The following is a 19,180-nucleotide window of genomic DNA, read 5'->3' on the forward strand; positions in this document are numbered from 1 at the left end:
CGGCGGCCTCGGCCGGGGCGCAGGCGGCGGCTGGTCTCGGCGCGGCCGCGACCACCACCGCGATCACCGGTCTCGACGGCGCCGTCGGCGCAGGCGCGGAATTCGGCACCGGCCTGGAGACCGGGTTCGGTGGTGCCGCGTCGGCCGGTACCGGACTGCTCGGTGACCTGTCCGGCGGCGCGGGCGGCGGCTTCGGGATCGACGGACTGATCACCGGCGCCGGCGAGGTCTCGACCGGGCTGGACACGGGCCTGTCCGCGACGACCGGTGCCGGTCTGCAAGGCGGCCTCGACACCGCCGCGACCCTCGGCGCCGATCTGACCGCCGGTGCCCAGACCGGATTCGGCGCGGCCGTGGATTCCGGCCTCGGCCTGGCCGGTACCGCTGGTGCGGAGCTGTCGGGTCTGGCGGAAACCGGTGTCGGCCTTGCGGGTTCGGCCACGGGTGGCGCTCAGGCCGGTCTCGGCGGTGTGGTCGACGCGGGCACCGGTCTGTCGGGTTCGGTGGCCGCCGGCGCCCAGTCCGGCTTCGATGGCCTTGCCGATGCGGGCACCGGTCTGTCGGGTTCGGTGGCCGCCGGCGCGCAGGCGGGCCTGGACGGTGCCGCCGACGCGGGCGCGGGCCTCGGTGGCTTCGCCGATACGGGCCTGTCCGGCGCGGCGAGCAGCAGCTCGCAGTTCACGGGCGGCCTCGGCGGCACGGTGAGCGGCGCGACCCAGGGCAGCACCGCCGTGACCGGCGATCTCACCGGAACCTCGACGACCCACACCGACACGTCGGGCGCGCTCGGTGGCACCGCGCAGGGGGCGGTGACCACCGCCGCGGACACCTGGTCCTCGGTCGACGTGTCCAGTGCGTTCGGGTCCGGCCTGCATGGTTCGTCTCTCGGCGGCGGGGACGCGTCGCTGTTCGGTGAGTCGAGTACTGTCGCCGAAACCGGTGTGGACACCCACACCGACGGACTGTTCCACTGAGCGAAACGGGCGCTGCGATGGGGACTCTCGCACCGAACGCGGTGCCGCTGACGACGGTGTTGAGTGACACCGTCGCAGCGGCCCGTGCCGCGGGCCGTGACGATCTGGTCGGGCGCTTGGAGACGGTCGCGGTTCGGGTGCGCGATCCGCGCCATCGGATCGTGGTCACCGGGCAACTCGGCCAGGGCAAGAGTCGGTTCGTGAACGCGTTGCTCGGCTTGGACGTATGCCGGGTGGGTGACGACACGACCACGGTGCTCCCACTGCAACTGTCCTATGGTGCTCAGCAGCGCGCGTTCTTGGTCCTCACCGCCCCCGGTGCCGATGAGACGCGGGTGGAGATCCCGTTCGACCAGCTGGGCGAGGTCGATCAGCGCAGCGCACTGGCCCAGGGCCGTCAGGTGGTGCGGATCGAGGCGGAACTGCCCAACCAGCTGCTGGCCGACGGCGTCGTGCTGATCGATACTCCCGGCGTCGGAGGCCACGGAAATGCTTGCGCCGCAGGTGTTCTCGGTATCGCTGCCGCCGCCGACGCCGTGCTCGTGCTGTCGGACGCCTCCACCGAGCTCACCGCGCCGGAGCTCACCTTCCTCCGTCAGATCCGCGAATTGTGCCCCACGGTAGCGGTTCTGCTCACCAAGACCGATCTGTACCCGCACTGGCACCAGGTGCTCGAGGCCGATCGCGCGCACCTGACCCGCGCGGAGGCCGATGTGGCCCTGATCCCGGTCTCGGCGCTGTTGCGCGCGCACGCGCTGCGTCTGCAGGACGCGCAGCTCGGCGCGGAGTCCGGATTCGGTGTGTTGTTCGGCTTCCTGCGCGATCGCGTGGTGGCCCGCGACCATGCCGCCACGCGCCATGCGGTCGCCCGTGAGTTGTCCTCGGCGGCCGAACATCTGGCGCTCGCGCTGGGCAGCGAGCTGGTCACGCTGCGTGATCCCGCGCTCGGTTCGGCCGCCGTCAACGAGCTGCAGTCGGCCCGCGCGGCGGCCGAGGACCTGCAGCGGCGAACCGCGAGCTGGCAGCAGACTCTCGCCGACGGCATCACCGATCTCGTCGGTGATGTCGATCATGACCTGCGCGAGCGCCTGCGCGGTGTTGCCCGCACCGGCCAGGAATGGATCGACGAGCACGACCCCGGGCGGCACTGGGGCGCGATCGCCGAATGGCTCACCGGCGCCGTAGACACCGCGCTCGGGGACAACCTCCTGCTCACCCATCGCCGGGCCGAACTGCTCGCCGAACGTATCGCGGGTCATTTCGCCGAGGTCGGTGCCGTCGATCTGCCCGACGTCCACGCCGGAATGGACGACGAGCGCCAGCTCGCCAGCTCGGGCTCCCTCGCCGACCTCGAACCGGACATCGGTTTCACCAGCAAAGTGCTGGTCGGTATGCGTGGTTCCTACGGCGGCGTCTTGATGGTGGGCCTGGCCACCACTTTCGCCGGGCTGGCGATGCTGAACCCGATCTCCCTCGGCGCGGGACTGATCGTGGGTGGCAAGGCCTATCGCGACGACAAGTCCGCGCGCCTGGCTCGTCGCCGGATCGAGGGGAACGCGGAGGTGCGCCGGTTCCTCGACGACGTGGCGTTCCAGGCGAGTAAGGACACCAAGGACCGGCTCCACCGTATCCACCGCGCCTTGCGTGACCATTTCGCCGGGGTGGCCGAGCGCAGCCTGCGCTCAATCGATGCGTCGCTGCGGGCCGCGCAGGACGCGGCGACGATGGCCGCGACGCACCGTGCCGAGCGGACCGTCGTCCTGGAACGTCAGTTGACCGCCGTCGCCGAGCTGCGTCGCTACGCGGATTCCATGCAAGCCGAGCTGGGACGGGCCGACGGTACGGTATCTGGGTGACCCACCGTTTCGACACCGCCGCGCCGCAGGCCCAACCCGGGATCCTGGCCGAAGCGCACGAGCTGGTCGGCGCGGCGGCGCGGATACTCGGCCGGGACGAGTACGCGCGCGCCCTGCTCGCCGAGTGTGAGTACCGTCTGCGGGAGCCGTTGCGCGTCGCGCTGGCCGGTTCGATCAAAGCGGGCAAGTCGACGCTGCTGAACGCGCTGGTCGGGCAGGCTGTCGCCCCGACCGATGCCACGGAATGCACCCGCGTGGTCACCTGGTACCGCGACGGCGCCACCCCCACGGTGACCGCGCACGCGGCCGACGGGGCCCGCGCCAACGTGATCGTGCGCCGCGGCACCGGCGCGCACGGCCTCACCTTCGACCTGAGCGCTTTGAACTGGGACGGCGGACGTCCCCATGAGGTCGATCATCTCGAGGTCGGGTGGCCCTCGGCGGCGCTGGCCCAGACCACGATCATCGATACCCCCGGCACCTCGTCGCTCTCGCGCGAGGTGTCGCTGCGCACCGCGCGGCTTCTCACGCCCGCCGTGGCCGGCGCCGATGCGCGCGGGTCGGCCATCGCGGCGCCCGGCGCGGATGCCGTGGTCTACCTGCTGCGCCGCCTCGACGCCACCGACGTGCAGTTCCTCGAACAGATCGGCGCCGGCGCCGGTGGCGGGGGACCGCTCGGTGTGATCGGGGTGGTGTCGCGCGCCGACGAGATCGGCGCGGGCCGCATCGATGCGCTGCATTCCGCGCGTGATGTCGCGGCCCGCTTCGCCGGCGAGCTCGAACGGACCGGGTTGTGCCAGGCGGTGATTCCGGTGGCGGGGCTGCTCGCGTTCGCCGCGTCCACCCTGCGCCAGCCGGAGTTCGCCGCGTTCGAGGCGCTGGCCACGGTGCCCGCGGAGGATCTCGGTGTCGCCCTGCTCTCGGCGGACCGGTTCGCCCGCGCCGACATCGCGCTGCCGGTGGCGCCGGAACTGCGTGCGCAGCTGGCGGATCGCTTCGGCCTGTTCGGTATCCGCATGGCCACCATGCTGATCCGCCTCGGGGTCCGGGATTCGTCCTCGCTCGCCGCGGAACTGGCCGCCCGCAGCGGTATCGATGAACTGCGCTCGGTGCTCGAGGTCCAGTTCGGCCAGCGCGCCGAGGAATTGAAGGCGCATTCGGCGCTGAGCACCCTGGACCGCATCCTCGTCGCCTATTCCGGCACCGAGGCCGACCTGTTGCGGCCACGGGTCCGCGCCCGGCTCGCCGACGTGCACGGGTTCACCGAACTGCGGCTGCTCGGTCGGCTCCGCACCGACGAACTCCCGCTGCCGCCACCGGTTCTCGCCGACCTCCATCGCATCCTGGGTGGTGCGGGCGTGGCCGCCCGCCTGCGTCTCGGACTACCCGCCGACGTCGACCTGGAGACGGTGCGTGCCACGGCATTCAGCGCGGTGCGCACGTGGCGTGCCCGGGCCGCCCATCCGCTGGCAGATCAAGCCACCGCGACCGCCTGCCGGGCGGCGGCCCGCAGTGCCGAGGGGATTCTGGCCGAACTGTCGGGCCCGGTCGGATAAGCACGCTCCTCCCCGGGGAACTCCCGGGTCCCGGTCAGCGCATGCCCACCGGGCCGGACAGAACTCCTACGCCCGCAGGAGGGGCACGATCTCCTCGGCCAGGTACTGCTCGACCCCGCGTCCGGCGCGCTTCGCCGCGACCACGGTTGTTCCGCGTTCGTCGGCCCCGGCGGTCAGTGTGTTCCGTGACTCCGTCTCGACGCCGCCGCCGAGGACGAGCGGGCGAACCTGCGCGCGGTCGAGGATGTCGAGCGCTTCCGCCTTCTTCCATACTGTGACGATTTCGGTTTCGAGGCCCATCGGACGCTGTTCCAGCTCAGCCGGACGGAGGTCTCCGGCGGGTCACGATGTCGCGTCGGGTGCTGCGGTTGAGCGAGGTCGGCGCAAGAATGGCCCGGGTTCGGGAAGTTTTTTCGGGCGGCGGGAATGAATCGCCGCAGCTGCTGGTTGTGCAGATCGACAACATTGAGCGTGAGTGACTCAAGTCTAGGTTGACTCGCGAGGGATCTCGAGGGCAGGATTGAGCCCACCACGCTCAGTGTTACTGAGACTGTTGCCCCTAAGTTCGTCAAACAGGAGGAATCACTATGGCTCGTGCGGTCGGAATCGACCTCGGGACCACGAACTCTGTCGTCTCCGTTCTCGAAGGCGGCGAGCCGGTCGTCGTCGCGAATTCGGAAGGCTCGCGCACCACCCCGTCGATCGTCGCGTTCGCGAAGAACGGTGAGGTTCTCGTCGGTCAGCCTGCCAAGAACCAGGCCGTCACCAACGTCGACCGCACTATCCGCTCGGTCAAGCGCCACATCGGCACCGACTGGAACGTCGAGATCGATGGCAAGAAGTACACCCCGCAGGAAATCTCCGCGCGCACGCTGATGAAGCTGAAGCGCGACGCCGAGGCCTACCTCGGTGAGGAGATCACCGACGCGGTCATCACCGTCCCGGCCTACTTCGAGGACGCCCAGCGTCAGGCCACCAAGGAAGCCGGCCAGATCGCCGGCCTGAACGTGCTGCGCATCGTCAACGAGCCCACCGCGGCCGCGCTCGCGTACGGCCTGGACAAGGGCGACAAAGAGCAGACCATCCTGGTCTTCGACCTCGGTGGCGGCACCTTCGACGTCTCGCTGCTGGAAATCGGCGAGGGCGTCGTCGAGGTCCGCGCGACCTCCGGTGACAACCACCTCGGTGGCGACGACTGGGACGAGCGGGTCGTGTCCTGGCTGGTCGACAAGTTCAAGGCGTCCTCGGGCATCGACCTGACCAAGGACAAGATGGCCATGCAGCGTCTGCGCGAGGCCGCCGAGAAGGCGAAGATCGAGCTGTCGTCGAGCCAGTCGACCTCGATCAACCTGCCCTACATCACCGTCGACGCGGACAAGAACCCGCTGTTCCTCGACGAGCAGCTGACCCGCGCCGAGTTCCAGAAGATCACCTCCGATCTGCTGGACCGCACCCGCGCGCCGTTCCAGTCCGTCATCAAGGACGCCGGCATCAACGTGGCCGACATCGACCACGTCGTGCTCGTCGGTGGCTCCACCCGTATGCCCGCCGTCTCCGACCTGGTCAAGGAACTGACCGGCGGCCGTGAGCCGAACAAGGGCGTGAACCCGGACGAGGTCGTCGCCGTCGGCGCCGCCCTGCAGGCCGGTGTGCTCAAGGGCGAGGTCAAGGACGTCCTGCTGCTCGATGTCACCCCGCTGTCGCTGGGCATCGAGACCAAGGGTGGCGTGATGACCAAGCTCATCGAGCGCAACACCACCATTCCGACCAAGCGCTCGGAGACCTTCACCACGGCCGACGACAACCAGCCGTCGGTGCAGATCCAGGTGTTCCAGGGTGAGCGCGAGATCGCCTCGCACAACAAGCTGCTCGGCTCCTTCGAGCTGACCGGCCTGCCCCCGGCCCCGCGTGGCGTGCCGCAGATCGAGGTCACCTTCGACATCGATGCCAACGGCATCGTGCACGTGACCGCCAAGGACAAGGGCACCGGCAAGGAAAACAAGATCAAGATCCAGGACGGCTCCGGCCTGTCCAAGGAAGAGATCGACCGGATGGTCAAGGACGCCGAGGCGCACGCCGCCGAGGACAAGGCCCGCCGCGAGGAGGCCGAGACCCGCAACCAGGCCGAGTCGCTGGTGCACCAGACCGAGAAGTTCATCAAGGACAACGAGGACAAGGTCCCGGCCGACATCAAGTCGAAGGTCGAAGAGGCCATCGCCGAGGCCAACACCGCGCTGGCCGGCACCGACATCGCGGCCGTGAAGACCGCGGTGGAGAAGCTGGCGACCGAGTCGCAGGCCCTGGGCCAGGCGCTCTACGAGTCGCAGGCCGCCGACGCCGCCGCCGAGGGCAACGGCGCGGGCCCGGTCGATGACGACGGTGTCGTCGACGCCGAGGTCGTGGACGAGCCGGTCGACACGGAGAAGAAGTGACCGAGGCCAACTCCGAACAGGAGCTGATCGAAGACATCGTCACCGATGCCGACTCCGCCGCCGACGTGGCGGCGGAGCCGACCACCGACGGCGAGGCCGAGGCGCCGGTCAGCGACGAGCTGGCCGAGCGCACCGCCGACCTGCAGCGGTTGACCGCGGAATACGCGAACTACCGCCGCCGGGTGGAGCGGGATCGTCAGGCCAACATCGACGCGGCCAAGGCCGCGGTGGTGACCGAGTTGCTCGGTGTGCTCGACGATCTGGACCGGGCCAGGGCGCACGGCGACCTGGAGACCGGCCCGCTCAAGGCCGTCGCCGACAAGCTCGAGACCGCGCTGACCAAGCAGGGTCTCGTCGAATTCGGCAGCGTCGGTGACCCGTTCGACCCCACGCTGCACGAGGCCGTGCAGCACGAGGGTTCGGGCGCGGATCCGGTGATCGGCCTGGTCATGCGCAAGGGCTATCGGTTCGGCGAACGGGTGCTTCGGCACGCGCTGGTCGGGGTAACCGATGCCGAGGCCGTGGGGGCATCGGATTCGGATGCCGACGGCGACAACCAATAGGAACGCGCCGCGAACGACGGGCCCGGAGGCGGTAGCGGAGCGTAACCACGCAGGGCCCCGAGAGCGGCGCAATTCAACACAGAGAGGAGGAGATGCCCGGTGAGCCAACGGGAGTGGATCGAGAAGGACTTCTACAAGGAGCTGGGTGTCTCCTCCGGCGCCTCGCAGGACGAGATCAAGAAGGCCTACCGCAAGCTCGCCCGCGACCTGCATCCGGACTCCAACCCGGGTGACACCAAGGCCGAGGAGCGGTTCAAGGCGGTCAGCGAGGCCAATGCCGTGCTGTCGGATCCGGCCAAGCGCAAGGAGTACGACGAGACGCGCCGCCTGTTCGCGGGCGGTGGCGGTCGTGGCTACGGCGGTGGCGGGTTCACCCCCGGCGCCGGCGCCGGCTTCTCGCAGGACTTCAACATCGGTGACATCTTCGGCCAGTCCGGCGGCGCCGGTGCCGGCGACGGCGGGCTCGGCGATCTGCTGGGCGGGCTGTTCAACCGGGGTGGCGCGCGCGGCGCGAGCCGTCCGCGCCGGGGCGCCGATGTGGAGACCGAGACGACGCTGGGCTTCCGCGAGGCGGCCCAGGGTGTCACCGTCCCGCTGCGGATGACCAGTCCGTCGCCGTGCACCACGTGCCACGGCAGCGGCGCCAAGCCGGGCACCAGCCCGCGAGTGTGTCCGCACTGCAACGGTTCCGGTGTGGTCAGCCGAAATCAGGGCGCGTTCGGTTTCAGCGAGCCCTGCGACGACTGCCGCGGCACCGGGTCGATCATCGACGATCCGTGCACGGACTGCTCGGGCACCGGCATCCAGAACCGCACCCGCACGATCACCGTCCGGATTCCGCCCGGTGTCAGTGACGGACAGAAGATCCGGTTGGCCGGGCAGGGCGAAGCGGGCTTGCGTGGGGCGCCCTCGGGCGACCTCTACGTGACCGTGCACGTCAGCCAGGACAAGGTGTTCGGCCGTCAGGGCGACGACCTCACCCTGGTGCTCCCGGTGAGCTACAGCGAATTGGTGCTGGGGACAACTGTTTCCGTGCCGACGCTGGACGGCCGGGTCGGTGTGAAGGTGCCGCCGGGCACCGCCGACGGGCGTATCCTGCGGGTACGCGGTCGCGGTGTGCCCAAGCGCGGCGCGGCGGGCGGCGCCGGTGACCTGCTGGTCACGGTGAAGGTCGCGGTTCCGCAGAACCTGGATTCCGATGCCACCGATGCGCTCAAGCGCTATCAGGAGGCGGAGAAGGCGGGTGGCTTCGATCCGCGTGCGGGATGGGCGGGTGCTTGACGATGTCCGATAATCCGAAGTCCGCGTCGGGTGGGGCCTCGCGTGCCGAGTTCTTCATGATCTCGGTGGCGGCTCAGCTGGCGGGTATGCACGCGCAGACGTTGCGCACCTATGACCGGCTGGGTTTGGTCACGCCTCAACGCACTTCGGGTGGCGGACGCCGGTACTCGGCCCGCGATGTCGAGCTGCTGCGCGAAGTGCAGCGGCTGTCGCAGGACGAGGGTGTCAACCTCGCCGGCATCAAGCGCATCATCGAACTCACCAACCAGGTGGAGGCGCTGCAGCAGCGCGTAGAGGAGATGAGCGCCGAGCTGGAGCAGTTGCGGGCGGGCTACCGGCCCGACCTGTCGCCGCCCCAGCGCAGCACCGCGCTCGTGGTCTGGCAGCCACGGCATCGGCGCTGAGGTCCACGTTTCGGCCGAGCCCCCGGTTCGCGATCCGCTCCCGCGGTCGCGGGCCGGGGGCTCGGCCGTCGGTCGGTCAACCCCCGGCGACCGTCTGGTGATTCTCCAGCAACCTCTTTATTCGTGATCTTGCTCATCCCCTACCCCGGCGCAACGCTGTGAGGTNGGTCAACCCCCGGCGACCGTCTGGTGATTCTCCAGCAACCTCTTTATTCGTGATCTTGCTCATCCCCTACCCCGGCGCAACGCTGTGAGGTGCGGATATATCTCGGAACCATCACGGAAGTTTGCTGGAAGGACGCTGAATTCGGACCAATCGGAGCCTGTTTCCGCAGGAGAATCGCAGCTCTCCGACACACCGTCCCCGCGTGTCGCGGCACGGCGCGTCGGATTTCGGGGCCCCGGATTCGTAGCGGAAGAGTCGCTCTACCAGGCACATTGGTGCGAGATCGGTGCTTTTGCGGGCAAGATCAGCAAAGCGTGAGGTCGTGTTCACCGGTCCTTAACGATCTTGGGGTATGTTTTCAGGTGATACTGATGAGTACTATCTGGTTTTCACAGAATTACATGCGTGATGTTTAAGAGTACGATTCCGAAGCTGGCAAACCTCGCCTAGACTTCTCGCATCGGCTGCTGACGAGTGTCCTCCCAGCCCGTCACTCGCCGGCGCGGCTAGCGTTCGATGGCGAAACGAGGTTGTGACACATATGGATTCGCGGACTGTCGCTTTGATCCGAACTACGTTCAAGGCGGTTGCTGCGGAAGACGGTGGGCCCGAGAAGCTAGCCAGGTCGTTCTACTCGATCCTGTTCACGGACTATCCCGGAATCCGTGACTACTTCCCGGCCGCCATGGACTCCCAGCGTGACCGGCTCGTCAAGGCGATCTCCTACGCGCTCGACCGGCTGGAAGAACCGGACAAGCTGCTTCCCTTCCTGGCCCAGCTCGGGCGCGATCACCGCAAGTACGGTGTGCAACCCGCGCACTACGTGGCGGTCGCCAATTCGCTGAAGTCGGCCATGCGCCAGTTCGCCGGGACCGAGATGTGGACCGACGAGGTCGCCAGCGCCTGGGACGAGGGCCTGGCCACCATCAGCGGCGCGATGATCAGCGCCGCCGACAAGGAGACCACCCCCGCCGCCTGGAGCGCGACCGTGGTCGAACGCCGGGAGGTGTTGCGCAACCTCGCGGTCATCCGGGTCCAGCTCGAACAGCCCATGCAGTACGCGGCCGGCCAGTACCTCAGTGTCCAGGTGCCCGCGCGGCCCCGGATGTGGCGCTACCTGTCCCCGGCCAACCCGGCGAACGCCAACGGCGAGATCGAGTTCCACGTGCGCAGCGTGCTCGGCGGCTGGGTGAGCCCGGCCATGGTCTCGCACACCACCGTCGGCGACCAATGGCTGCTCGGTTCTCCGCTCGGCGGGCTCGGCGTGCCGCGCAACACCAAACGCAAGATGTTGATGGTCGGCTGCGGCACCGGCATCGCGCCGCTGCGCGCGCAGATCATGTCGATGGCCCAGCGCCGGGTGAACCCGAAGGTCCACCTGTTCGTCGGCGGCCACCACCCGTGCGACCTCTACGACCTGCAGGTGCTGAGCCAGCTGGCCGTCGCCAACAAGTGGCTCACCGTCACCCCCGTCAGCGAGAGCGACGAGAACCCCTGGTGGTACTACGATTCCGGCGAACCGCAGGCCGACCTACCCGGCCTCGAGCCCCGGATGACCGGCCAGATCGGCAAGGTCGTCGCCAGCTACGGCCCCTGGGCCGATCGCGACGTCCAGATCGTCGGCTCCCCCTCGATGGTCCAGACCACCAAGTTCCGCCTGATGGCCGCGGGCACCCAGGCCAAGTCGATCCGCCACGACCCCCTGTTCTAGGCCCGAGGTTCGCTCGGATGGGTGAACTTCGGGGTCGACGATCGAGATCTGCAGCGCTCGCGGCACATACCGGTGTCCGATAGCGTCGCACCCGATGAGTACTCCTGGGGGAGCGAACGGTCAGTCGTTGTCGGTGGTTCCGACGAAGTACGCGATGTCGGTCGATATGTCTACGCGTCGCGGAGGCGCTGCGGACGGCGTTGGATTCAGCGAGCCGCGAGGTCGAGACCCTGCTCACTGGCGGCTGGACCGGGGATCTCGCCGATGATTTCAGGACCGGCTGGACCGAAACCAACGACGGCGGAACCCAGATCTGCACCGCTCTGACCAGTATGGCCGAGAAGCTGGGTATCACCGCGGACAACTTCCAGAACCAGGACACCGCAACGTCTTACAGTCTCAATTTGGCTGGCCTCGATCTGACGGAGTCGTGATGGGTTCGGAGTTCTCTGTCGATATGGATCAGCTCGATCAGATCGTGGCGCGCTTGGCTGGACTCGCCGGCTTCGTCGCCGATCATCTCGACGACATCGATGATCATGTCGCGACGCTGAAGGGCACCACCTGGGAAGGTCTCGCGGCGGACGCCTATCAAGTCGCCCATCAGCAGTGGATAGTCGGGGCGCGTGAGTTCGCCGAGGGAATTCAGGACATGAGCACGGCCGCAAGGTCCGCTCATGGTCGGTATTCGACTGCGGCCGAGACCAACAATCGGATGCTCCAAGGCGGATAGCCAGGTGTCCTGGACCATTGATTCCGGCATGTACTACGACGCCGGAAAGAAGTGTCACCTGCTTGCCGACGACATCAGCCTCGCGCTGGGGCCGCTCAACTCCACCCTGCAGAACGAGTGCGGTGGAATGGCCGGCGACCACGAGAAATGCACTGACTGGACCACTGCCTACGACCGGCACGCAGCAGACATCGTCACCTTGACAGCCACATTGGCCAATGCCCTGCGTCGGTACGGCGATGTGCTGGAAGCGTGCGGCTACAACTGGTGGCATTCGAACCGAGCCACTGCCAGCGGCCCCGAACCCGCACGCCCCTCGGCATCGGAACCGCTGTACGACTCCGGGATGGCACTTCCAGTCACCGCGAAAGGTGACAACGGGGCCGGTTTGGACGAAGGCGCCGTCGTCGGGCTGTTGGAGAAGGTCGGCAAGATCCCCAACGGTGACGCGACCAAGCTCGTCAAAGCGCGCGATGCGTGGAAAGCGTTCGCCGACAGTGGCTATATCACCGGTGCCGCCGACCGGGTCAAAGGAGTCAACGCCAAGTTCACCGGCAGCACCGACCCGAACATCCTCGATATCGAGGAGAAGCTCAACACCCTCGAACAGGCCGCGAAGCTGGTGGCCGAGGCCGCCAAGGGCATGGTCACTCCGGTCTCCGAGCACCACACCGCGCTCACCGACATGCGTACCGAGATCCAATCCGCGGTTGCCCAAGCAGGTATCGAGATCGCCGCGGCCATCGGTATCACCATCGCCGTCGTCGCGGTCACGCTGTTTACATTGCCGCAGACGATGCGCCGGACGTCACTGCGGGCGGCGGTGGTGCCGCGTCGGCCGGGCCGGCAAACGCCGAGGAGGTCAAGGAGCTTCTTGAATCGGCCACCCGGCCCGGCAATACCAAACCGCATCGTGAACTGGATACCGACGAGGAGATTCGGGAACTGTACGATCAGATCACTCGAAAGGGTGAGCCGATGGATGTCGGTACCTACCCAGGCCGTGGTTCCCGTCTGCCGGACGGAACAGAGGTTCGTATCAGAGACACCAGTGATTCGGGAGGCGTCACCATCGATGTCAAGTATCCCGGAAGCGGCAAGCCAGTGAAGGTGCATCTACCGAAATGATCAATACGAAGCTGGAGAACTTTTTGCTGTACGCGATCGATGACGACTGGGCGCCGATCGCCGAATTCGACGCCGACGTGCAGAAAATCACGCCCCAAGAGTACTCCCGACGTCGTGTTCTGGAGGTGATCCAGGACCTGGCTACGCGTGGGTACATCCAACTCGGGGCGTTTCCAGGAGGCGGGCGATCATGGGAACCGTGGACGGTCCCCGTCGAGGATGGGATTCGCCGAATCGCGGAAGGATTCAACAATTCGACCGGGTATCTTGAGATTTCCGACGCTGAAATTGGATCGAGCGAGGTTTTTCGTGCGGCGATCACATCGGCTGGTCGCGAGCGTCTGAACGAGCTGGGTGACCCGTATGAAATATATGGGGATCCGTGGTCCGACGATCCCCTTCTGCGGGCAGATCAGAACGAGATGGGATAATTCTCAACTGCGTCTTCTCAGAATCTGCCGGATGACACGTTCGGGCAGGTGCTGGTGCAGTGGGCCCTGTTCTAGGCCCCCTCGGCGATGATGTTCGTCGGGGGAGTGCCCGTTTCGATGAGGCGGTCGACCGTGGTGCGGACCATGGCGGGGGAGCCGCAGACCAGGACCTGGTGCTGATCGAAGGGGCCGTGCGCGGCGGCGACGTCGGCGAGTGTGCCGTGCAGCATCTCGGCGGGGGCGAAGCCGATGTCGACGCGGGAGTGCTCGTGCCATTCGTCGCGGATCGGCGGATCGTCGGGGCTCTCGACCACGGGAATCACCGTCAGCCAGGGCAATTCGCCCGACAGCAGGAACAGCATGTCGGCGGCGTAGAGGTCGCGCGGGGAGCGGCCACCGTAGAAGAGATAGGTGCGCGGCGGGTTCTCGCGCCGGGCCAGGTCGAGGATCTGCGCGCGCATCGGCGCCAGGCCGGTGCCGCCCGCGATCATCACCACCTCGGTGGCCTCGGGATCGATGTGGAAGATGCCGTAGGGCGCGTTGATCCGCCACTGGTCGCCGGGCTTGGTGTCGGCGACGATCGAACTCGAGCACCAGCCGCCGGGCACCGTGCGCACATGGAATTCCAGTTTGCCGTCGAGTGACGGCGGCAGCGCGGGCGAGAGCCTGCGCCGCACGCCGGGGTGCTGGGGCACCTCGACTTCGACCGAACCGCCCGCCGCGAACGGCACGAAGTCGCCGATCAGCCGGATCACGGCGAGGTCGTTGCGCAGGCGGTGGTGGCCGACGACGGTCGCCGTCCAGGCCGGATCGGGAATCTCGCTCATCGGTCTCTTTCGCGAAACGGGTAGTGCGGGAAGGGTTCTCAGCCGACGGGGTCGGCGGCGATGATCTCCGGTGGGGTGCCGGCCCGGATCAGCGCGCGGCGGGTGTCGGCGATCATCCGGGGTGAGCCGGCGAGCTGGATCTGCCGGTCGGCCCACGCGCCGAAGCTGGTCACCACCGCACCCAGGTTACCGACCAGGCGACGGTACATGCCGCTCGGTGCGGACGCGGGCCGCTGCGGATACCACCACGGGTCGTCGCGTTCCTCGCACACCGGCACCACCGTCAGCCACGGGTTGGACTGGGACAGCTGCCACATGTTGTCGACGTCGTAGAGGTCGCCCGGGAAGTGCCCGCCGACGAAGAAGTGCACGCGCGGATTGATGCCGCGCTGACTCATCTCGATCAGCTGCGCGCGCAGCGGCGCGATACCGGTGCCGGAGCCGATGAACAGCACATCGCGCCCGGACTCCCGGTCGACGTGCAGGCCGCCGAGCGGACCGGCGATCTTCCATCGATCACCGACCTTGGTGTCGTTGACGATCGCGGGACTCACCCAGCCGCCGCTGATCCGGCGCACATGGAATTCGATCTCGCCATACGGATTCGCGGGGATCGCGGGGGAGAAGTAGCGCCACATGTTCGGCCGCTGCGGCACCTGCACGGGCACGTATTGGCCCGCCTTGAACGGGATCGGCCCGTCGGCCTGCAGCCGCACGATGGCCAGATCGTCGAGCACCTTGCGATGCCCGACCACCGTCGCTCCCCAGAACGGCTGCGATTTGTCCTCGTTGGCGCCGATCGCCATCGAGGCCGAGACGAGGATGGTGATATCGCTCCAGCCCTCGTGCAGTTCCCTGGTCCACCGGTTGCCGTGGAAGGAGCGCAGCGCCGAGAGCAACGCCCGGCCCGCCATGTCGTAGTGGTCCGCCTCGACGCCGTATTTCCGGTGGTCGCGGGCCAGTTGCTCGAGGAACTTCTGCGCGCGCTCGAAGTCCTCCAGGTTGTCCAGGACATACTGCAGCGCCGTCACCAGGCGCTTGGGCATCATGTCCATCGCGGGGGGGAACAGCTCCCGTAACGCCGGGTTCTGCGCGAACAGGTGACCGTAGAAAGCGCTGATCAGCCGCTCGGGGCCACCGGGTGTCTCCGACACCCCGCGGAAATCGGCGCGGACCAGCGCAAGCGAACGCGCATCCACGTCGTCAAGCTCCCTTTCCCTGAAATTGCTGCGATGTGGCCCCGCCTCGCGACGGGTGCCTCCTCAAGTATCCCCCGAAACATGCCGCTGGGTGCAGGGATGCTCGTCACGGTCCCATTCGCCGGACGGATCGTAAGCCGTCGATCGCGGGTTGGCACGATGTCGCCGTCATCGATATGGGTCGGTGATCTTCCGCCCGAAGCGAGACCTGGCCACACGCCGCGATAGCTTCCGCGAACGATCTGCCGCTCTACACGAGCAGTGTCGATGCCTTCCGCGGCCTGGCCCGGGTGCGCACCCGAATAGCGGTGGAAATGGACGGGCAGGACGAGGCGGCGGAATGCCCGTCGATGATGCGGGTCATCTCGGAGTCGTGCGCTGCTCTGGTTCGGTGTGGTACGGATCGGTGATCCGCCGGAGTTCGATCAGGGTGTGCCGTAGGTCGTTGGCGGCGGGTTGTCCCAGATGGGTGATCCACTCTGCCTCTACCTTCGATGCTGTCCGGTTCGCCAGTTCCACGGCGCGTCTGCCCTTCTCGGCCAGGCGCAGCTGCCGGGCGCGTCCGTCGCTGGGGTCGGGATGCCGCTCGAGGTATCCGTTGCGAACGACCTGATCGACGAGCACCTTCGCGGTCTGCTTGGTGATCTGTGCCTGGGCGGCCAGCTCGGTCAGGCGCGACCCCTCCGGCCCGATCCGGGCGACCAGGCGTGCCTGGGCCGGGGTGAGATCGTCGAACCCGCCCTGGGCCAGTGCGAGGAGTACCCGCCGCTCCATCTCCCGATAGGGAACGAAGAGGAGAACCCCGAGGTTGAGTGCGTCGTCGCTCATCTCACTCCTTGATTCGGTCAGCTTCACTGACTATATTAGTCAGAAAGGCTGACGAATTGGAGGCCGTGGTTATGGATGTCGATCAGCACTGGCGGATCATCGCCGAGCAGCGCCGCGCCATCGCGCACCTGCTCACCACCCTCACCCCCGCGGAGCTGGACAGTCCTTCCCGCTGTGACGGCTGGCGCATCCGCGACGTCGCCGCGCACGTGGCCCTGGCCCCACAACCACCCGGTCCCCTCGGCATGCTCCGCGAAGCCGCCCGCGCCCGGGGCAGCTTCCACCGCCTCAACCACGACCTCGCCGTCCGCCACGCCGACGCCACCCCCGACCTCGCCGCCGAACTGTCGGCCGTAGCCGAGTCTCGCCGCCTGCCCGCGGTCACCAACTACCGCAACATCCATTTCGACGTCATCGTGCACGCCCAGGACATCGCCCGCCCCCTCGGCCGCACTATCGCTGTCGACCCGGCCGCGGCAGCCGTTGCTGCCCAACGGGTCTGGACCATGGGCTGGCCGTTCTGGGCCAAGCGCCGTCTCGGCGACGTCACCCTCGTGGCCGAGGATTCGTCCTGGACCGTCGGCTCCGGCCCCGAGATCCGCGGCACCACCCTCGACCTGCTCCTGCTCCTCACCGGACGCGAGGTTCCCGGCCTCGTCCGCCGCTGAATCAGCCGACGATCAACCGGACCGCCGCGCGTCCTCCTCGATCCCGACGTTCTTGCCGACGATGTGCTGGACCAGCGCGGGCTCCGGCGGCACCCCGTACGAGCGCAGGTGGTGCAGGGCCGCCCCCGGCCGCCCGAACACACCGTCGGTGTGGAAGTTCGACGGCACATCCCGAACCCGCGCGTCGAAGTCGTCGGTGTCCGAGCTGCGCGCACTCGAAATCACCGGCGCGTGCGGGAGAGGAGCCGGTATTCGATCGCGGATCAGCGGGTGCGGACCGGGCCGATTCACCACCGGTTTGCCCTCGGATCGCGCCCGCCGAACGGCGCCGAAAGTCGAAGTCCACTCGTGGCCGGCCCACCTGCGCGGCCCCGCTCCAGCCCCCTTTCCCATGCTAATGTCCCAGGTCAGAGCAGTGGACGGCGAGAAGGGGTGGGGATTGAAACGCGCAGGTACGGCAGTGATCGTGGCGGGGCTCGCGGTGGTCGGGCTGGCGGGGTGCGACGCGGGGGAGAGCTCGTCCAACGGCGCGACCACGACGGCGAAGCCGGTGCTGTGGAATCCGTGCACGGAGATTTCCGATGGCGCGCTGACGGCGGCGGGGGTGGATCCGGCGAGTGAGGAAAAGGGTGTCGCGGGGGTTCCGCAGTCGGGGTGGGAGATCTGTGGATGGGATGGCCCGACATTCGCCGTGACCGTCTACGCCACGAACAAGACGGTGGATCAGTTCAAGTTCAAGCCCGGCAATGTCGACTTCCACGCTGTCACGATCGCCGGCCGAACCGGCGAAGAGTTCCGCGTCGACGGCGCGTCGAAGAAGCTCGACTGCAATGCCGTGTTCCCGGTCGCGCAGGGCGTCGTGCAGTTGCAGATCCTGAATCGCGCGAGCTTGGACGGGCTGACGGATCCGTGTGTGTCCTTGGCGCGAGTGGGCGAGACCCTCGTGCCGACATTCCCGAACTGAGGGGGCGAAACGGTCATGGCTGAATCCCCGTATTCGGACCTGCTCGGCAAGACTCGCGCGGGCGAGGTCTACCTGAACGACGACGCGGCCGCGTACCACATGTACAAGGCTTGCGATAAGCGGCTCACCGACCTCGATTCGCTACGCGCCGTGGCCATTCGAGCGCAGGCCGTCAGCGGCTTCGGTGACTTCGACATGGCGAGACAGCTGGAGAAGCAGTTCCTCCGGCAAGCCACCGGCGACGACAATTCCGTCGACGCCGTCATCATGAAAGACATCGAAGCGGTCAAACAACTGCGCGAAGTCTTCTCCCTGTCCTTCAAACGCCTCACCGGCCAGGACATCGAGAACGCCGATGCCCTTGACTACACCACCGAGCAGGTGAAGTAGATGCAGCCCGATATCGCGGGACTCGACCTCTTCGGCGGTCTTCGCAATTTCGTCCTGTCCCCGTTCGGCGATGACGGTGAACTCGACGCCGCCGATATCGCCGACATCCAGGATCGGTACAACGATCAGCGCACGACGAACCGTCAGAAGGCCGCTGAGCTGGGATTCGACGGCGAGTACCGGCCCAATATGGTGACGAAGACCGACGACTTCGAGGGGACCGTCGCCGAGCTGCGGGCCAAGGTGGACAAGATCGACCTCGACGCCGTCAACGACCTGATCGGCGCGTGGAACGAGATCGCGACCCGCAACAGCACCTCGCTCGACGAGTTCCGCAAGCAGCTCACTCGCGGCATGGCACCCGAGGTCTGGTCCGGCGCCGCCGCGACCGCGGCAGCGGAAGCCGTGGCGGCATACGATGCCACGGGCAAGAGGGTCACCACCGCCGCCGCGCTCACCAAGAGCAAGTTGGACGAACTGCGCACCGGCCTCGAACCGACCAAGCGCCTTGTTCCGTTCGAGCCCGAACATCGCAGCGGCCTCGACAACTTCGGTGGGCTCTTCACCGGACGCGCCTGGCGTAATGACGATGTCGCCAAGGAGAACGCCCGAGTCGAGGCGGTGCGCGTCCTGACGTCCGTCTACGCCCCGGTGATTCTCGAATCCGATACCAGGGTTCCGGTCATTCCCCTCCCGAAGACCCTCGACAACGGTGGCGGCGATCCCGCCGACCACGGGGGATCGACCAGGCCGAACTCGAACAATCCGAATTCGTCCGGCCCGGGCACCGAGCAGCCGGCGACCGACCCCGCGTCCACCACACCGGCATCGACCACGCCGACCGATGACGACACCACCGGCGACGACACGACAACCGGCGACGACACGACCGACGACGATTCGACCGCACCGCAGTCGACCGATCCCGGCACGACCACCCCGGCCGCCACGACTCCGAGCGGTGCCGCACCCGGATCCGGGTCGCCGTCCGGATCACCGGGCGGCGCGGGAACTCCCGGCTCCGGCTCGCCGGGTTCGCCCGCTGCGGGCAGCGCGGTCCCCGGTGGCG

General features: G+C 67.7%; 20 protein-coding genes and 1 pseudogene. 16 read left to right on the forward strand and 5 right to left on the reverse strand.

Translation table 11 applies throughout. The features are described 5' to 3' along the window. The 3 genes and pseudogenes from V8688_RS25795 to V8688_RS25805 all read left to right on the forward strand — a co-directional run. Positions 1 to 974 (forward strand): annotated as a pseudogene (locus V8688_RS25795) (hypothetical protein); the annotation flags it as partial. 17 nt (positions 975 to 991) lie between these two features. Continuing rightward, positions 992 to 2,830 carry a dynamin family protein gene (locus tag V8688_RS25800; RefSeq protein ID WP_218716160.1) on the forward strand — a complete coding sequence of 613 codons (1,839 nt, stop codon included), beginning with the start codon at positions 992 to 994 and terminating at the stop codon, positions 2,828 to 2,830. A gap of 83 nt (positions 2,831 to 2,913) precedes the next feature. Further along, positions 2,914 to 4,386, forward strand: a complete 1,473-nt coding sequence (locus tag V8688_RS25805) for a dynamin family protein (protein WP_342801885.1) — start codon at positions 2,914 to 2,916, stop codon at positions 4,384 to 4,386. Between the two features lie 66 nt (positions 4,387 to 4,452). On the opposite strand, the gene V8688_RS25810 is transcribed toward V8688_RS25805, so the two are convergent. Beyond that, on the reverse strand, positions 4,453 to 4,686 hold the full coding sequence (locus tag V8688_RS25810) for a hypothetical protein (RefSeq protein WP_218716161.1): 234 nt from the start codon (positions 4,684 to 4,686) through the stop codon (positions 4,453 to 4,455). Between the two features lie 287 nt (positions 4,687 to 4,973). Between V8688_RS25810 and dnaK the strand changes: the two genes are divergently transcribed. The 9 genes from dnaK to V8688_RS25855 all read left to right on the forward strand — a co-directional run bounded on the left by dnaK (position 4,974) and on the right by V8688_RS25855 (position 13,235). Then, positions 4,974 to 6,818: a molecular chaperone DnaK gene (gene dnaK / locus V8688_RS25815; RefSeq protein ID WP_218716162.1), complete on the forward strand. Its 1,845-nt coding sequence runs from the start codon at positions 4,974 to 4,976 to the stop codon at positions 6,816 to 6,818. After that, positions 6,815 to 7,381 carry a nucleotide exchange factor GrpE gene (gene grpE / locus V8688_RS25820; RefSeq protein ID WP_218716163.1) on the forward strand — a complete coding sequence of 189 codons (567 nt, stop codon included), beginning with the start codon at positions 6,815 to 6,817 and terminating at the stop codon, positions 7,379 to 7,381. Before dnaK ends, grpE begins: the two co-directional genes overlap by 4 nt. Before the next feature lie 99 nt (positions 7,382 to 7,480). Then, entirely contained in the window at positions 7,481 to 8,662 is a 1,182-nt protein-coding gene (dnaJ, locus tag V8688_RS25825) for a molecular chaperone DnaJ (RefSeq protein ID WP_342801877.1), read from the forward strand. Between the two features lie 2 nt (positions 8,663 to 8,664). Further along, on the forward strand, positions 8,665 to 9,066 hold the full coding sequence (locus V8688_RS25830) for a helix-turn-helix transcriptional regulator (RefSeq protein WP_218716165.1): 402 nt from the start codon (positions 8,665 to 8,667) through the stop codon (positions 9,064 to 9,066). Between the two features lie 707 nt (positions 9,067 to 9,773). After that, complete coding sequence (locus V8688_RS25835; protein ID WP_218716166.1) at positions 9,774 to 10,943, forward strand: globin domain-containing protein; 1,170 nt, start codon at positions 9,774 to 9,776, stop codon at positions 10,941 to 10,943. Positions 10,944 to 11,143: 200 nt separating this feature from the next. Continuing rightward, entirely contained in the window at positions 11,144 to 11,377 is a 234-nt protein-coding gene (locus V8688_RS25840) for a WXG100 family type VII secretion target (protein ID WP_342801878.1), read from the forward strand. After that, positions 11,377 to 11,676, forward strand: a complete 300-nt coding sequence (locus V8688_RS25845; RefSeq protein WP_342801879.1) for a WXG100 family type VII secretion target — start codon at positions 11,377 to 11,379, stop codon at positions 11,674 to 11,676. Before V8688_RS25840 ends, V8688_RS25845 begins: the two co-directional genes overlap by 1 nt. A gap of 4 nt (positions 11,677 to 11,680) precedes the next feature. Next, positions 11,681 to 12,784, forward strand: coding sequence for a hypothetical protein (locus V8688_RS25850; protein WP_342801880.1), 1,104 nt, complete (start codon positions 11,681 to 11,683; stop codon positions 12,782 to 12,784). 16 nt (positions 12,785 to 12,800) lie between these two features. Further along, positions 12,801 to 13,235, forward strand: a complete 435-nt coding sequence (locus V8688_RS25855; RefSeq protein WP_342801881.1) for a hypothetical protein — start codon at positions 12,801 to 12,803, stop codon at positions 13,233 to 13,235. A gap of 71 nt (positions 13,236 to 13,306) precedes the next feature. Here V8688_RS25855 and V8688_RS25860 read toward each other — a convergent pair whose 3' ends face one another. The 3 genes from V8688_RS25860 to V8688_RS25870 all read right to left on the reverse strand — a co-directional run bounded on the left by V8688_RS25860 (position 13,307) and on the right by V8688_RS25870 (position 16,089). After that, a complete protein-coding gene (locus V8688_RS25860; protein ID WP_218716167.1) occupies positions 13,307 to 14,062 on the reverse strand; it encodes an FAD-binding oxidoreductase in 756 nt (251 codons plus the stop codon). Positions 14,063 to 14,100: 38 nt separating this feature from the next. Further along, entirely contained in the window at positions 14,101 to 15,261 is a 1,161-nt protein-coding gene (locus V8688_RS25865; protein ID WP_218716168.1) for an FAD-binding oxidoreductase, read from the reverse strand. A 360-nt stretch (positions 15,262 to 15,621) separates the two neighbouring features. Then, positions 15,622 to 16,089, reverse strand: coding sequence for a MarR family transcriptional regulator (locus V8688_RS25870; protein WP_316572964.1), 468 nt, complete (start codon positions 16,087 to 16,089; stop codon positions 15,622 to 15,624). 71 nt (positions 16,090 to 16,160) lie between these two features. On the opposite strand from V8688_RS25870, the gene V8688_RS25875 reads away from it, so the two are divergent. Further along, positions 16,161 to 16,757 carry a maleylpyruvate isomerase family mycothiol-dependent enzyme gene (locus V8688_RS25875; RefSeq protein WP_342801882.1) on the forward strand — a complete coding sequence of 199 codons (597 nt, stop codon included), beginning with the start codon at positions 16,161 to 16,163 and terminating at the stop codon, positions 16,755 to 16,757. A gap of 12 nt (positions 16,758 to 16,769) precedes the next feature. Here V8688_RS25875 and V8688_RS25880 read toward each other — a convergent pair whose 3' ends face one another. Continuing rightward, a complete protein-coding gene (locus V8688_RS25880; RefSeq protein WP_218716171.1) occupies positions 16,770 to 16,982 on the reverse strand; it encodes a hypothetical protein in 213 nt (70 codons plus the stop codon). A 190-nt stretch (positions 16,983 to 17,172) separates the two neighbouring features. Here V8688_RS25880 and V8688_RS25885 point away from each other — a divergent pair, with 190 nt between their 5' ends. From V8688_RS25885 to V8688_RS25895, 3 genes are all read left to right on the forward strand, one after another. Beyond that, positions 17,173 to 17,721: a DUF3558 domain-containing protein gene (locus V8688_RS25885; RefSeq protein ID WP_342801883.1), complete on the forward strand. Its 549-nt coding sequence runs from the start codon at positions 17,173 to 17,175 to the stop codon at positions 17,719 to 17,721. 15 nt (positions 17,722 to 17,736) lie between these two features. Beyond that, positions 17,737 to 18,111, forward strand: coding sequence for a hypothetical protein (locus V8688_RS25890; protein WP_218716173.1), 375 nt, complete (start codon positions 17,737 to 17,739; stop codon positions 18,109 to 18,111). Next, positions 18,112 to 19,180, forward strand: a 1,069-nt coding sequence (locus V8688_RS25895; protein WP_342801884.1) for a hypothetical protein, incomplete at its 3' end; no start/stop codon positions are given.

Origin of the sequence: Nocardia sp. No.11 (assembly GCF_038752175.1) — a bacterium.
GTDB classification, from domain to species: Bacteria; Actinomycetota; Actinomycetes; order Mycobacteriales; family Mycobacteriaceae; genus Nocardia; species Nocardia canadensis.